The organism is Spirosoma endophyticum, from assembly GCF_900112365.1.
Lineage (GTDB): Bacteria > Bacteroidota > Bacteroidia > Cytophagales > Spirosomataceae > Spirosoma > Spirosoma endophyticum.
Window position 1 is genome coordinate 1 of sequence record NZ_FOLQ01000009.1, and the last position, 14863, is coordinate 14863.

At 46.4% G+C, this 14863-nt stretch carries 18 protein-coding genes; 11 read left to right on the forward strand and 7 right to left on the reverse strand.

Annotation, left to right across the window (positions count from 1 at the left end; all coding sequences use genetic code 11):
* On the reverse strand, positions 1-307 hold a 307-nt coding region (locus BM202_RS21015), incomplete at its 3' end, for a helix-turn-helix domain-containing protein (RefSeq protein WP_093829784.1).
* 96 nt (positions 308-403) lie between these two features.
* Between BM202_RS21015 and BM202_RS21020 the strand changes: the two genes are divergently transcribed.
* The 5 genes from BM202_RS21020 (at position 404) to nadD (ending at position 3549) form a co-directional block, all read left to right on the forward strand.
* On the forward strand, positions 404-916 hold the full coding sequence (locus tag BM202_RS21020; protein ID WP_093829786.1) for a hypothetical protein: 513 nt from the start codon (positions 404-406) through the stop codon (positions 914-916).
* A gap of 250 nt (positions 917-1166) precedes the next feature.
* Positions 1167-1847, forward strand: a complete 681-nt coding sequence (locus BM202_RS21025; protein WP_245776734.1) for a sigma-70 family RNA polymerase sigma factor — start codon at positions 1167-1169, stop codon at positions 1845-1847.
* 129 nt (positions 1848-1976) lie between these two features.
* Positions 1977-2219: a hypothetical protein gene (locus BM202_RS21030; RefSeq protein WP_093829788.1), complete on the forward strand. Its 243-nt coding sequence runs from the start codon at positions 1977-1979 to the stop codon at positions 2217-2219.
* A 95-nt stretch (positions 2220-2314) separates the two neighbouring features.
* Entirely contained in the window at positions 2315-2914 is a 600-nt protein-coding gene (gmk, locus tag BM202_RS21035; RefSeq protein WP_093829790.1) for a guanylate kinase, read from the forward strand.
* A gap of 62 nt (positions 2915-2976) precedes the next feature.
* Entirely contained in the window at positions 2977-3549 is a 573-nt protein-coding gene (gene nadD / locus BM202_RS21040) for a nicotinate (nicotinamide) nucleotide adenylyltransferase (protein WP_093829792.1), read from the forward strand.
* A 62-nt stretch (positions 3550-3611) separates the two neighbouring features.
* Here nadD and BM202_RS21045 read toward each other — a convergent pair whose 3' ends face one another.
* From BM202_RS21045 to cysS, 3 genes are all read right to left on the reverse strand, one after another.
* Complete coding sequence (locus tag BM202_RS21045; protein ID WP_245776736.1) at positions 3612-4016, reverse strand: hypothetical protein; 405 nt, start codon at positions 4014-4016, stop codon at positions 3612-3614.
* Complete coding sequence (locus BM202_RS21050) at positions 4013-5041, reverse strand: M28 family peptidase (RefSeq protein WP_093829794.1); 1029 nt, start codon at positions 5039-5041, stop codon at positions 4013-4015. The genes BM202_RS21045 and BM202_RS21050 overlap by 4 nt, the downstream gene beginning before the upstream one ends.
* A 90-nt stretch (positions 5042-5131) precedes the next feature.
* Positions 5132-6616 carry a cysteine--tRNA ligase gene (gene cysS / locus BM202_RS21055; protein ID WP_093830157.1) on the reverse strand — a complete coding sequence of 495 codons (1485 nt, stop codon included), beginning with the start codon at positions 6614-6616 and terminating at the stop codon, positions 5132-5134.
* Positions 6617-6874: 258 nt separating this feature from the next.
* Between cysS and BM202_RS21060 the strand changes: the two genes are divergently transcribed.
* From BM202_RS21060 to BM202_RS21070, 3 genes are all read left to right on the forward strand, one after another.
* Positions 6875-8071 carry a hypothetical protein gene (locus BM202_RS21060; RefSeq protein ID WP_093829796.1) on the forward strand — a complete coding sequence of 399 codons (1197 nt, stop codon included), beginning with the start codon at positions 6875-6877 and terminating at the stop codon, positions 8069-8071.
* A 69-nt stretch (positions 8072-8140) separates the two neighbouring features.
* Positions 8141-9058, forward strand: a complete 918-nt coding sequence (locus BM202_RS21065) for a PfkB family carbohydrate kinase (RefSeq protein ID WP_093829798.1) — start codon at positions 8141-8143, stop codon at positions 9056-9058.
* A 90-nt stretch (positions 9059-9148) separates the two neighbouring features.
* Positions 9149-9955: an SDR family NAD(P)-dependent oxidoreductase gene (locus tag BM202_RS21070; RefSeq protein ID WP_093829800.1), complete on the forward strand. Its 807-nt coding sequence runs from the start codon at positions 9149-9151 to the stop codon at positions 9953-9955.
* Here BM202_RS21070 and ybeY read toward each other — a convergent pair whose 3' ends face one another.
* A complete protein-coding gene (ybeY, locus tag BM202_RS21075) occupies positions 9956-10372 on the reverse strand; it encodes an rRNA maturation RNase YbeY (protein ID WP_093829802.1) in 417 nt (138 codons plus the stop codon).
* 40 nt (positions 10373-10412) lie between these two features.
* A complete protein-coding gene (locus BM202_RS21080) occupies positions 10413-10934 on the reverse strand; it encodes a GNAT family N-acetyltransferase (RefSeq protein WP_093829804.1) in 522 nt (173 codons plus the stop codon).
* 79 nt (positions 10935-11013) lie between these two features.
* Between BM202_RS21080 and BM202_RS21085 the strand changes: the two genes are divergently transcribed.
* From BM202_RS21085 to bioD, 3 genes are all read left to right on the forward strand, one after another.
* Positions 11014-12060, forward strand: a complete 1047-nt coding sequence (locus BM202_RS21085) for a zinc-binding dehydrogenase (RefSeq protein ID WP_093829806.1) — start codon at positions 11014-11016, stop codon at positions 12058-12060.
* A 183-nt stretch (positions 12061-12243) separates the two neighbouring features.
* Positions 12244-13413 (forward strand): aminotransferase class I/II-fold pyridoxal phosphate-dependent enzyme, encoded by a 1170-nt coding sequence (locus BM202_RS21090; RefSeq protein ID WP_093829808.1) that lies wholly within the window; start codon positions 12244-12246, stop codon positions 13411-13413.
* A complete protein-coding gene (gene bioD / locus BM202_RS21095; protein ID WP_093829810.1) occupies positions 13414-14055 on the forward strand; it encodes a dethiobiotin synthase in 642 nt (213 codons plus the stop codon). It begins immediately after the preceding gene.
* On the opposite strand, the gene BM202_RS21100 is transcribed toward bioD, so the two are convergent.
* The gene (locus tag BM202_RS21100) at positions 14020-14841 is read right to left on the reverse strand and encodes an aminotransferase class IV (RefSeq protein WP_093829812.1); all 822 of its coding nucleotides are present in this window, start codon (positions 14839-14841) and stop codon (positions 14020-14022) included. The genes bioD and BM202_RS21100 overlap by 36 nt on opposite strands.
* Between the last annotated feature and the right edge of the window lie 22 nt (positions 14842-14863).

The window sequence follows — 14863 nt, forward strand, 5'->3', positions numbered from 1 at the left end:
GGTTGGCTTTGACAGCGGCTAGCACCGCATCTTTGTCGGCTACTTTATCCAGCAAGGGTTTACGTCCCCGTCCTGGTTTGGTTTGTAGTCCTGCGAGTCCATCGGTTTTAAAGCGTTTCAGCCAGCTATTAACACTCACATGGCACATGCCCACAATCTGGGCAACATCTTTCGATTTACGGCCAGCCGCTTTGAGTAGGATGGCTTGGCAACGCATCCGAAAGCTATGGCTATCATTGGTTTTTAATTCACGTTCTAAATCGGCACGTTGGATATCGGTTAGAACCGGAGTATTTACTCGTCCCATGAGGGCAAGTTAGAAAATAATGCAAACTATTTCTCACGGACTACTTATTTTACTAACTTACGGTCGACTGTAGACTAATAACTGACGACTAATTCTATGTACGTTGACTTCGATAAACTGCCCGATACAGCCCGCGTTTGGGTCTATCAGGCGAACCGTCCACTAACGGACGGCGATGTGAAAACTATTCAGGAGACCCTACAACCAGCACTAAGTCAATGGGCTGCGCACGGGCAGCCGTTGCTGGCATCGGCACAGGTAATTAAAAATCGATTTGTTGTAGTTGGTGTCGACGAAGGATATGCCCTACCCAGCGGTTGCTCAATTGATGCATCCGTGCGGATATTACAGGATATTGGTCGTCAGATAGGCCGAAGCGACGGACCGATTGATTTTTTCGACCGCTCAGTGGCTGTTTTGGTAACTGACGGTTCTGTACAGTCATTTGCGTTACCGATGATTAGAGAAGCGGCTACCAATGGTTCGTTAACACCCGACACCACAGTATTCAATACGTTAGTTAAAACAAAAGCTGAGTTTCTGGCAAATTGGCAAATTCGAGCGGGCGACTCCTGGGTAAAGCGGTATTTTAAGTCAATAACGGCTTAGACAGGTTCTTAATTAAAGGAAGCCGGCCCGTCACTAACTAAACTTTGGTTAGTGACGGGCCGGCTTTAACGTTGTCAAATATGGAAACGTTCCCTGCCAAATAGTCATAAAATGATGATTTTAAGCGCTTATTTGAACAAAGGATTAATTTTTGCAGTCGTTCCTTAAAACAACTCGACGAATAGGTTGCGTGTAATTATCGAATTCGTTGAGGATTGCCGACAGTAAACGGCAATTAACTCTTACTTTTATGGCGACCATACACGAAGTTATGTCAGATACGCCAACTCGCGACGAAGACCAATTGCTACCCGACGGAGAGCCCATCGAACAGCCCTCGGCCGACACACCCGCTCGTGGTTATACCGATGAGCAGAAGTATCGAATTTTTAACAAGGAGTTTATGCCACACATCGACTCCATGTACAATTTTGCTTTTCGGCTAACGACCGATGAGGACGACGCCAACGACCTTGTACAGGATACCTATTTGAAGGCATTCCGGTTTATTTCGTCCTTTGAGCAAGGAACTAACGCCAAAGCATGGCTGTTTCGGATACTGAAGAACAGCTTCATTAACGATTATCGGAAAAAAAGTAAAGAACCGGCTAAGGTAGATTATCAGGACGTTGAAACGACTTATAATTCTGAAGACGCCGAATCTGAACACACAGTTGACCTACGGGCCGAATCTGTTTCTGATTTAATTGGCGATGAAGTCGCAACGGCCTTAAACTCGTTGCCGGTGGATTTTCGGACAGTTATTATCTTGTGCGACATCGAAGGATTTACGTATGAGGAAATGGCAAAAATTCTGGATATTCCTATTGGTACTGTTCGGTCTCGATTGCACCGCGCCCGCAACCTGTTGAAAGAAAAATTGCGTGATTACGCATCTTCAATGGGATACAAAGAAGAAAATGAAGAATAAACCGAACTTTTTCTAAGTATAAATTGGTTCTGCTCATAACTTAATGGTATTATTATTCTTGGAATAAATAAAATTTTTCCAATGCAAACCTCGTTGTCATCATCATCTTCATCCGATACAAAGCCCGAGATGAAAGAACATTGCGATCACCGGGCCGATTGTTTGAAGATGATTCAGTTGATTCTGGATGGAGAAGCCACCGAACAACAACTCGCCGGAGTGAAAGCGAATCTGGAATCTTGCAAACCTTGTATTGAGATGTATCATCTTGAACAGGAAGTGAAGGAATTATTGACGAAACGGATAGAAAAAAGATGCTGCCCTGAGCAGTTAGTGGCAACGATTAAATCCCGTATTCTAACTTTCAGTTAATAGCTACTGAAGCAATTGGGGTAATTAAGGAATGCTGTGTAAGCACCCTTGATTACCCCAATTAACTTATTATCCATTCAACACCTTTTTCCTACGTGGACGGTAAACTAATTATCTTTTCAGCCCCCTCTGGTTCGGGCAAAACAACCATTGTTAAACATTTGCTGGCCGAGAACGAAAATCTCGGCTTTTCTATTTCAGCCTGCACGCGTGACCGCCGGGGCCGATCAGAAGAGAATGGCAAAGACTATTATTTTTTGACGCCCGAAGTATTCAAGGAAAAAATTGATAATAACGAGTTTGTCGAATGGGAAGAGGTTTATATCGGTGCTTTCTATGGTACCTTGAAATCAGAGATTCAACGTGTTTGGGACAGTGGCAAACATGTATTGTTTGATGTAGATGTTCAGGGGGGCTTAAAGTTGAAAGAGTATTACGGAGAGAAAGCACTGGCCGTTTTTGTGAAGGTTCCAGATGAAGAAACGCTACGTCAACGCCTGATTGGCCGTGGTTCTGAAACCGAAGAAAGTTTGTCAAAACGGTTGTTTAAAGTGCACTTTGAAATGAGCTTTCAAAACCGATTTGATGTCGCTTTGGTAAATGATGATCTTGAAACATCTCTCAAAAAAGCGCAGAAGTTGGTTGATGATTTCGTGAATGAAAATAAAGTACCTGCAAAAGGAACGGTAATATAAGTGAATCGTCGTCAGTCGATGGTAGCCACTATCGACTGATGACGATTCACCATTGATTCATTATGAAAATTGGCTTGTTTTTCGGCTCGTTCAACCCCATCCATATTGGCCACCTGATTATTGCCAATACGATGGCTACTACCACAGATTTAGAGCAGGTATGGTTTGTCGTGTCACCGCAGAATCCGTTTAAAAAGACTAAAAGCCTTTTGCATGAGTTTGATCGGATCGATATGGTCGAACGCGCTATTGCCGACAATAGCCGCCTGAAAGCTACAAATATCGAGTTTTCCATGCCTAAGCCCAGTTATACGATTGATACGTTGGCTCGGATTAGCGAAAAATATCCGCAGCATACATTTCGCCTTATTATGGGCGAAGACAATCTGGAGCAATTCGCTAACTGGAAAAATTACGATAAGATATTGGAATACTATGGGCTGTACGTATATCCACGTCCGCGTTCAGCTGAAAGCCAGCTTAAAATTCATCCCAATGTTCGACTAGTGGAAGCGCCTTTGCTCGATATTTCAGCAACTTTTATCCGGGAAAGTCTCCGTGCAAACAGGTCGATTCGCTACATGGTACCCGACGTAGTGGAGGAAATGATTGGACGAAAAAAGTTTTACGTATGACTATCACGAGTGGAAACCCGCTATATAAGTACCAACAGACTACGACTTTCTAGCCGCGTTACTCAGGGAATCCCATTTTGAAATGTAATCTCGGTGGCTAAGCCGATGGCACTCATTCGAATGGCAACCGAGCGACTCATTGATTTACCACCTGGTTGATCGCAATGAATACCTTTTTCCAGGAAATATATGTAGAATTTCTGATTCCGGTCGGCAATCTGATTGACGTCTGGTCGACCTAGCAACTCACCAATAGTGTTGGCTGTTTTCCCTTTCAGATTCTGAACTTCAGCTTTAAAACCCGGTACTAACGTAGCACGGACACCTTTGCATCCGCCCCGATCGCTCCGCCATTTTTTTAGGTCAAGCTTACCAAACTGGTCAGGTGCAGAACTACAACCCGACATACTTGCCATGAGCAACGATACCAGAAAAAGCCGTTGCATTACATCCTGTACATTACTCATTGTTCATTATAAAGCACTTGCAAAAGTGTTTGACCGACGGCCTTAAGCGTTCCCCGGTCAATATTGCTCATGTTGTCTTCCGCCGTGTGCCAGGCTGGAAAGAAACCGCCCGATCCAATGTTTGTATGAATAATGTCAATCATTGGAATCTTTGCAATCGTGTTCGGTGCCACATGGTCGTCTGTAATTTGACCACCGGGTGTATCGACAAAATATTGACTATAGCCCACTCGACTGGCTGTTTGCCAAACGTTATTGACAACCGAAGGCGCAAACTGCATTGAAAGGCCTTCCTTAGCAAACGTAGCACCTTTGGCACCAACCATATCTAGCAGAATACCATAATAAGCAGAGTATCCTGGCTTGTGCAAATGCTTAGCCCAGTAGCGCGAACCAAGACAGAAACCGATGTAATCATACTGATTACCACTTTCTTTCTCGAAATCATTCGAGGCTTTCTCGCCATTGCCCCAATCTTCGGCATCGAAGAAAATAAGGTCAATGCCGACGGTTGGTTTCTTATTACTTTGCTGAATGCTACGTGCCAGTTCGAGCAAAACACCTACACCGCTCGCTCCATCATTAGCCGCAGTGACGGCTTTGTTCTGATCGGCTTTATCTGGGTCCTGATCGGCGTGTGGACGTGAATCCCAGTGCGATGCCAGCACGACACGTTTGGCGGCTTTAGGATTAATGCTCCCAATAATATTGCGAGCATTCAGTTTCTTTCCATCCCAGGTGGTTGCCACAAATGACTGTTCCGTAACCTCACAACCAAACTGTTTTAGCTTGGCCGCGAGGTAATTGCCGGTCTGAACGTGGGCAGGGGTGTTAGGAACGCGCGGTCCAAACTTAACCTGGCGGTCAATGTATGTATAGGCCGAATCAGCATTGAAAAGCGGAGCCGATACCAAGGGCACCTGTTGTTCGGTGGTTTGCGTGGTATCACTCTGATTCTGCTTAGTTTTACAGGCACTGACGCTTAGCAGAAAAGCCAGTGCGAAAAGCATGATAGATCTAGTCATTCAAATGTGTCTGGGCCAACCCAGGGATTGACATGCAATAGTTAAATAGTCAGTCAGTTATAAATAGTAACCGACGTATTGGTGAAATTACTATTCTTCATACGCCCAGTCGATCTGGTGTTTCATGTCTTTGATTGCCAATCCCTGCGCCTTGAAATAGGAACGAATCTGATCTACCTTGTCGTATTGGCGCTGGTCCTTATACTCCCGATACAGCGTTAGTAAGCCTTCCAGAATGGGCTGGTTATCAGTGCCTTCCTCTTTCAGCCCGAGCACGTCCTGCATGAACGTAATAAACGACTCTTTGAGTAAATTGAAAACCTCTTCGCCGAGAACCGATGCCTGAAGCTGGTTCAGGTAAAGCATATTGATGTACTTCAACAGCGTGAACAATTGGGCAATGCCAACGGCCGTGTTGAGATCGTCGTTCATCGCTTCGTAAAACTGTTGAATAGCCTGCCGAATATCCTGTTGCTTCGTTTCGTCTTCATTGCCTTCACCTGCTTTATAGCTCATGCTCTTGATGACCCGTAAGCCATTAGCCAATCGGCGGTAGCCTTTCTGAGCAGCTTTAAGCGCATCGTTCGAAAAATCGAGCGTACTACGGTAATGGGACTGAAGCATAAAAAACCGCACAGTCATGGGGCTGTAAGCTTGTTCAAGCAAATAGTGCGAACCCGCAAATAATTCAGATGGCAGGAACGAATTACCCAGTGATTTCGACATTTTCTGACCGTTAACAGTCAGCATGTTCGAGTGCATCCAGTACCGGACAGGATCATGACCCGTCAACCCATCTCCCTGGGCAATTTCGCATTCGTGGTGAGGAAACTTTAAATCCATTCCACCGCCGTGAATATCGAATTGCTTACCCAAATATTTGGTACTCATGCAGGTGCACTCTAAATGCCAGCCAGGAAACCCTTCGCCCCAAGGGGAGTTCCAGCGCATAATGTGTTCCGGAGCGGCCCGTTTCCAGATGGCAAAATCAAGTGGGTTACGCTTCTCCGACTGACCGTCCAGTTCGCGGGTGTCGTTCAGCAAATCTTCCAGAATCCGTCCAGAAAGCTTTCCGTAATTTCCACCCCGCTGGTTGTACGTTTCAATATCAAAATAAACGGACCCGTTCGATTCGTAGGCGAGTTCTTTTGACAACAAAGCCTGTACCGCTTCAATCTGCTCCACCATATGGCCCGTTGCCGTTGGTTCGATGCTCGGCGGGAATGTATTGAACTGCGCCATCACAGTATGAAAATCATTCGTGAAGCGCTGAACAATCTCCATCGGCTCTACCTTTTCCAGCTTGGCCATTCGCCCGATTTTGTCTTCGCCTTCATCTCCATCGCCAACCAGGTGGCCTACATCCGTCAGGTTACGAACGTAGCGAACTTTGTAGCCGATAAATGTCAGGTAGCGATAGAGCGTATCGAAGGTTAGAAACGTACGAACATTGCCAAGGTGAACATAATTATAGACCGTTGGGCCGCAAACATACATGCCTACATAGGGCGCATTGAGCGGTTCAAACAGTTCTTTTTTGCGGGAAAGCGTATTGTATAAATGAAGCGGTTGCATTGCTTGATTGACTGTTTCGAGAATACTGATATAGGAATTAACTTGCCTGATTGGCATTTGCGAGCGAGCGTAAACGTTCTGCGACAACAGCGGGCCGCCGACGCATAAAATTCCTTTGTCAGCATAGCAGAAATGATCCTGTTCATGAGGGCGAAGTTACGGATTGTTCGGCGGAAAACGGTAGCCCGCCTACGCGGCCCGGTGGGTTTTGGTTATATTCGCGTTTTGTTTTGAGAATTGACCCACTCAAGTTCCATAATGCACGTAGTGGAAGTAGGCGCAAACGCCCGGTATCAGAAAGAATTTATTCAGTTTCCCGTACGACTCTATCGGAACGATACGTGTTGGATTCGACCATTAGATACCGACGTTGAGGAGGTGTTCGATCCGGCTCGCAACAAACGTTTCGAACATGGTGAGTGCGTTCGGTATCTGTTGTTAAACGAAAAACAGGAAACAATCGGGCGTATTGCGGTTTTCGTTGACCACGAAATTGCCAACCTCGACAATGACCAACCCACGGGTGGGTGCGGCTTTTTTGAATGCATCAACGATCAGTCGGCAGCGTTTATGTTGTTTGATGCAGCTAAAAAATGGCTCCTGAGCAAAGGTATGGAAGCGATGGACGGCCCCATTAATTTTGGCGACCGCGACCGTTGGTGGGGCTTACTGGTAGATGGATTCGACCGGGAGCCAAATTACTGTATGCCCTACACCAAGACCTATTACATTCCTTTTTTCGAGAACTACGGCTTTAAAGACTATTTCAAACAGTTTACGTTCGGTATTCCAACGACCTGGGCTAAACTGGTCGATATGTCGCAGGCAGTGAAGGAACGGGCTCAACGTATTTACCAAAACCCTGACTACAGTTTCCGGACGATTGATAAAAATCAGCTTCCGCAGGCGGCCGAACAATTTCGGCATATTTACAACGCAGCCTGGGGGGGGCATAGTGGCGTCAAGGAAATGTCGGCCGAACAGGCACAGGTTTTAATGCAGAAATTGAAGCCGGTTATTGACGAAAAAATTATCTACTTCGCTTATTATCAGGATGAACCGGTTGCCTTTTTTGTTTGCCTTCCCGAATTGAATCAGATATTTAAGCACATTAACGGGAAACTCAATCTGATCGGTAAGTTGAAATTTCTGTGGCATGTGCTTCTGAAAACAAACCATAAAGCATTTGGTGTGGTATTTGGCGTAGCACCGGAACATCAGGGAAAAGGCGTTGAGGCCGCAATTGCGCTGCGGATGCCCCACGAAGCGGATCACAATCCTAATTTTCAATATACTGAACTGGAAATGAACTGGGTTGGTGATTTCAATCCAATTATGGTACGTTTCGTCAGTCAATTAGGGTCGAAAATTGTGAAGACCCATGTAACGTATCGGTATTTATTTGACCAAACCAAACTCTTTAAACGATGCCCCGTAATTGGGCGGAGAAAGTAAGTATTTGTTTTCTGCTAGCTGATAGTAGCCGGCAGAAAACAGTAAACCGTAAACAGAAAACTTCTTACAATGAGTCTACTAACCGTTGGTTCCGTGGCGTTTGACGCGCTGGAAACCCCGTTCGGCAAAACCGACAAGATTATCGGTGGAGCTGCCACCTACATTACGCTCTCGGCATCGTATTTCACGAAAGAGAATAACTTAGTTGCCGTTGTGGGTGACGATTTTCCACAAACCATGATTGATGATCTCAATCAGCATGGTGTCAATACCGAGGGACTGCAAATTCGGGTAGGAGAGAAGACATTTTTCTGGTCGGGTAAGTACCACAACGACATGAACACCCGTGATACGGTGGAGGTGCAGTTGAACGTAATGGAAGATTTCGATCCGGTCGTTCCTGAATCGTATCAGGATTGTGATTATCTGATGCTGGGAAATACCGCTCCGTCTATTCAACAGATGGTGATTGAGCGGCTTCACAAACGCCCGAAACTCATTGTGCTCGACACCATGAACCTCTGGATCGAAATCGCTAACCCCGATTTGATGAGTTTGCTTAAACTGGTGGACGTATTGGTGGTAAATGACGAAGAAGCCCGACAATTAACCCATGAATATTCACTGGTGCGGGCCGCGGCTAAAATTCGGACAATGGGCCCTAAAACGGTCATTATCAAGAAAGGAGAGCACGGTGCTCTGCTGTTCAGCGAAGATCAAGTCTTCTTTGCCCCAGCGTTGCCGCTCGAAGAAGTATTTGATCCAACGGGTGCGGGCGATACGTTTGCGGGAGGTTTCATTGGCCATTTGGCTAAAACAGATGATATTTCATTCGAGAACATGAAACGAGCTATTATTTACGGTTCGGCAATGGCCTCGTTCTGTGTAGAAAAATTCGGCGCTGAACGGATAATGAACCTGACGGAGCAGGAAATTCAGACGCGAGTTAGCGAATTTGTGACCCTATCGGCTTTCGGACTGGAGTAAACCAATTTCAGTCAGACATATAGACCTGTTTTTGTTATCTTGGATGGCAAAAACAGGTTTTGTATTTTAGGCAGTATTAAGTCCTTTTTTATGGCGGATTTCACTAACCAGGTTGCCTTCGTTACCGGTGCTGGTTCGGGTATTGGTCGGGCAACGGCTGTTGCGTTTGCCAACGCTGGAGCGCGGGTCGTTGTCGCTGACATAAATGACGCAAGTGGGCGCGACACTGTTGAACAAATTCAGAAATCGGGTGGTGATGCCTTATTCATAGCCTGCAACGTAGCAGAATCCGCACAGATTAATGCCGCTGTTCATCAGACAGTTGCTACGTATGGACGTTTGGATATTGGTATTAATAATGCGGGCATCGGTGGCAAGTTTGGACGATTACTAGATCAAACGCCAGAAGATTTTAATCAGATGATGGCGGTGAATATTGGGGGCGTATTTTATGGAATGCAGGCCCAGATTCGCCAGATGTTAACCCAAAAAGAAAACGGTCATCAATCTGAAAATAATGTAGGCAAGGTCCGTCCTGCCGGTGGTCGTATTGTGAACGTATCCAGCATTGCGGGTGTCCGGGGAATGCCGATGGGAGCGCCCTACAGCGCGTCAAAACATGCTGTAATTGGGTTAACCAAGACTGCCGCGCTGGAATACGTTCGGCAAAATATACGTATCAATGCCGTTTGCCCGGTGTATACGCACTCCACCATGGTCGACGAACTGATCAGCACCGCACCAGGCATGGAAGAAAGGATGCGTAAGATGATCCCAATGGGTCGGTTTGGGCAGCCAGACGAAATTGCCCAGGCTATTTTATGGCTCTGTTCCGACGGAAATGCTTTTTTTACGGGCCAGGCCATTCAACTAGATGGTGGAATGACGGCGGGTTAATTACAAAAGGCTGGCCATCCACTCTTCCTCTTTTGCTCGCATTTGCGCGGCTTCTTCATCGGTTTTGTCGCCATAGCCGCAGAGATGAAGCATACCGTGGGCTAATACCCGGCGCATTTCCTGTTCAGCTGAAATGCCTAACTGTTGAGCGTTGTCGGCAACGCGGTCAACGCTGATGAAAATATCTCCTTCGAGTTTTTCTTCCTCTTCGCTCTGGTCGAACGTAATGATATCCGTATAATAATCGTGTTGCAGGTAGTCGCGGTTGACTTGCAGGACGTAGTCGTCGGAGCAGAAAATATAATTTAAGTCCCCCACCGTATAGCCTTCGGCCTCAGCCTGCTGTTTAAGCCACTGGCGAGTTGCCTGTTTTCGGGTGAGTTTATACGGTACGTCCTCGTTGAAAAACCGAATCATAATTGGTTACTTAACTTTTGGTAGTGTCTCTCCCTATTATTCAAATCAATTTCAGTACGTCAGGCCATACGTAGCGGTAACTAGGATAAAACCCGCCGTCCGGACATTTCTGCGAAACCAACTCGGCATTCGTCGCGCCTAGATTTTCGTAAAATGTTCGGGCATTGCTGTTTTGTGGTAATACCCATAAATAAAAACCTGACTTAGGATTTTTGTGGTATGTCCAGCGAGCTGCCGATTTGATTAGAAAGGTGCCAATACCTTTTCCTTTCTGCTTTGCATGAACGTGCAGATTGTCGAGTAATGTTCCCCAAATAGGATCTTTATCAACGTGGATACAGGCAAAACCATAAATTGTCCCTTCGGACTCGGCTACGATAATATACTGATTTGGTGTTGGTTGCATTAGGCGTTCCTGCCAAACGTGCTGTCTATTTTCAGGTACAGGACCATTCAGAAATTCATCTCTCCAAATACCTCTGTAGTTTTGTTGCCAGCTGAGGCTGTGCAGCCGGGCAATCTGCTCCGCATCGTTAGAAGTTGCCTCTCTGTACGTTATCATGGTTTGGCAGACGTTAGTCAGACAAATGTAAAAATCAGTCGTTTCGATACAAATTCATCACATTCGTAAAAACTCATCCATGAAAGCCATCCTTCTTACCGAAAAACACCAACCTGTTCAACTCGTTGATGCGCCAACACCCACTGCGGGACCGGGTAACGTGCTCATAAAACTCAAAGCTGCAGCCCTGAATCACCGCGATATTTTCATTCAGCAGGGTTTATATCCAGGTATAAAATTGCCAGTCATTCTGGGTTCCGACGGAGCGGGCATTGTGGCCGAAGTTGGCGAAGGCGTTGATCCGGTCTGGCGTGGGCATGAGGTTGTTATCAATCCATCTATGCACTGGGGCAGTAATCCGAGTTTCTACGGTCCTGATTACCGCATGTTGGGTATGCCTGATAACGGTACGTTTGCTGAATATGTGGTTGTTGGTCTGAATTATATTTGTCCTAAGCCCGTCCATTTGTCATTTGAACAGGCGGCTGCGCTTCCGTTAGTGGGCTTAACCGTCTGGCGGGCACTTATGACGCGTGCCGGGTTGCATCAATCGGGTACGTCTGTTCCCGAAAAAGTGCTTGTTACCGGCATCGGTGGTGGTGCCGCCTTGTTTGCCTTGCAGTTTGCTGTAGCGGCCGGGGCAGAAGTCTGGGTAACCTCTGGGTCTGAAGAAAAATTGATGAAGGCAAAAGCGTTGGGAGCAACGGGTGGGGTCAATTATCACGACCCAGATTGGCACAAAACATTGATGACACAAACGGGTGGGGGACGTAACGGCAATCCAGCCCGGGGTTACTTTGACGTTATCATCGACAGTGCAGGCGGACCAAGCTTCGCCAAGCTTATCGATGTAGCCTCACCGGGTGGGCGGATTGCCTTTTTTGGTGGCACAACGGGCAACATTACTGACATTGTTCCGGCGCGCGTATTTTTCAAACAACTGTCTATTTTCGGTTCGACAATGGGTACTGAGCGGGAGTTCGCCGACATGCTTGATTTCGTAAATGAAAAACAAATTGTGCCCATTATCGACGAAATTTTTTCTCTCGATAAAGTCGAATTAGCCTTTCAGAAAATGGAAGCCGGAAAGCAGTTTGGTAAAATTGTCCTCGAAATCAACAGGTGACTACCTATTTTTTAATGTATTTAACTATTTTGTGTAGAGACATTTCCCCGTTTTAAGTTCAAGTTCTACTTTATAGACAGTTATCCACAGAGTGATTGTGGATAACCCTATACTTACACACATTTTAACATTATCCACAGGCAATGATCAATTATCCTGCTAAGTCGTTCTATTTTTGTTCTCATGCCCATTGTTACTCGTTTAGTTGATCATCTTTTGTCAGAGCGTTTAGATACGTATCGACAGAACGGTTTACTGCGCCAACTCCGAACGTCAGACGGACTTATCGATTTTTGCTCCAACGATTACCTTGGTTTTGCGCGTTCATCGGCGCTTAAAGCCGCCATTCAACAGGCCGATGTCGAACATGCGAACGCTCGTAGTGGGGCGACTGGCTCCCGATTATTGGCTGGTCAAACAACTCTAGCCGATGAAGTTGAGAAGGAATTGGCAGCATTTTATCAAACCGATGCCGCACTCGTTTTTAATTCTGGTTATGACGCCAATCTTGGCCTACTGGCTTGTTTGCCTAAAGCGGGTGATACGTTACTGACAGACGAACTGATTCATGCCAGCATGATTGATGGGGCACGGCTTAGCTACGCTACCCGTCGACGTTTTCGGCATAATGATTTGACTGATCTGGAAACTCAACTTCAACAGGTGACCGGACAGGTTTTTGTCGCCGTTGAATCGGTCTATTCGATGGATGGTGACCTGGCTCCTTTACTCGATCTGGCTGATCTCTGCGATCGTTACGGAGCTGCTTTATTGGTCGATGAGGCCCATGCCACAGGTGTTTATGGCGAACATGGAGAAGGATTGGTGGTTGCATTGGGTTTGCAGAAACGTGTTCTGGCTAGAGTTCATACGTTCGGAAAGGGCTTGGGCGTTCACGGAGCCGTTGTTGTTGGTCCGGCTGTGCTACGTGATTATCTTATCAATTTTGCGCGCCCGTTTATCTACACGACGGCTTTACCACCCCACAGCTTTCTAGCCATTCGCTGTGCGCATCAACTGGTAACAGCGCAGTCTAAAAGCCGGCCGCAACTGCACGACCGACTAAATTATTTCCGTCAAAAAGCAGGAGAATTATTGCCTGGTGCTTCGTGGACGGACAGCCAATCGCCCATTCAATGTTTGATTACACCGGGCAATGAGCAGGCTCGGTACGTGGCTAACCAGGCACAACGAATTGGTCTGGACGTTCGGGCCATTTTAAGTCCAACTGTTCCGGCTGGGCAGGAGCGGTTGCGTTTATGCATTCATGCGTTTAACTCAACTGCCGAAATAGATCAGTTACTGGCTGTTTTGCAACAAGCCTTGTTCAATGAAATCAGTTTACGAGAATAGATGTCAAAGCCTCTTCAATTAATTGTTGCCGGAATTGGCACCGAAATCGGTAAAACAGTTGCGTCCGCTGTGTTAGTCGAAGCTCTTCAAGCCGACTATTGGAAACCGATCCAATCTGGGGCTTTAGATGATTCAGATACGAATACAGTACGTCAATTGGTGAGCAATTCGGTGTCGGTTTTCCATCCGGAAGCGTATCGGTTAACACAGCCATTGTCGCCCCACGCGGCCGCAGCGCTAGATGGCGTTACGATTGATATGAGCAAAATTATCGTACCCGATACGGATAATTCACTGATCATCGAACTGGCGGGTGGGCTGATGGTGCCTCTCAACAATCATGACCTGAATATTGATCTGGTTCAACGCTTGGGCTTACCTGTTGTCCTTGTATCCAGAAATTACCTGGGTAGTATAAACCACACCTTACTGTCGGTTGAAGCCTGTCGTAGTCGCGCTATTCCGCTTTTAGGCATCCTTTTCAACGGCCCAAACGTTCCGGCGTCAGAAGGCTTCATCTTAAAGTATACGGGTTTACCCTGTATCGGCCGGATAGGGCAGGAGGACGTAGTGACGAAAGACGTGATTAAAAAGTATGCAAGTTTATTACCAGGTCTTCACCAGTTCATTAAACTGCTCTAACAGAAATTTTGATTTCGGACCAACGTGTCCGTTGCCAATGGTTAAATCGCCAATTTGGGTGATAGGTAGTACTTTTTTGGTTGAACTTGTTGTGAATGCTTCGTCGGCGTCATAAAGTTCGGAGAGTAGAACGGGGCGTTCTTCAACCTGGAAATCGCTTTGAGCTAATTGCAGAATCGTTCGGCGTGTGATTCCGTGCAGGATATGTCGACTGGGTGTGATGAGCCGATCCCCTTTGACAATAAAGAAATTACTACGGCTCAACTCACTAATTTCTCCCCCTTTCTGGTAGAGCAAGTCCGATGCGCCAGCCGATTTAATGGCCTGCGCCATCAGGATAACACGTTTATAATCAGTGCTTTTTACTTCAGCCATCTCCCGAACATATTCGTCCAGAATTACCTTGATACCCTGTTCATATTGGATAAGGGGGGTAGGATGAATCGACTCCGCCAGAATGAGCAGATTGGGTCGTTCGATGCTGATGCTGTCGGCCGAATAACCGCCTGTCAATATAAACCGAAAGGCTACGTCCGCTCCACCGCTACGTTCGATCAAATTCATGACAACGGCATAGGTTTCATCTTTGCCAAGTGGCAGTGGCAAATGCATCCGTGAGGCCGAGTTCTGAAAACGTTCCCAGTACCAATCCCACTGAAATGGGCGGCTATTGTAGGTCAGAAAGTAATCGAACAGGCCATAGCCACGAAGTAAGCTAAGGTCTGTAATACCCACAGCAAGCTGCTCTGTAGGGGCAATGGTGCCGTTGAAATAGCCGTAATGCATAGAAATGCGGTGTTTTTCTCCG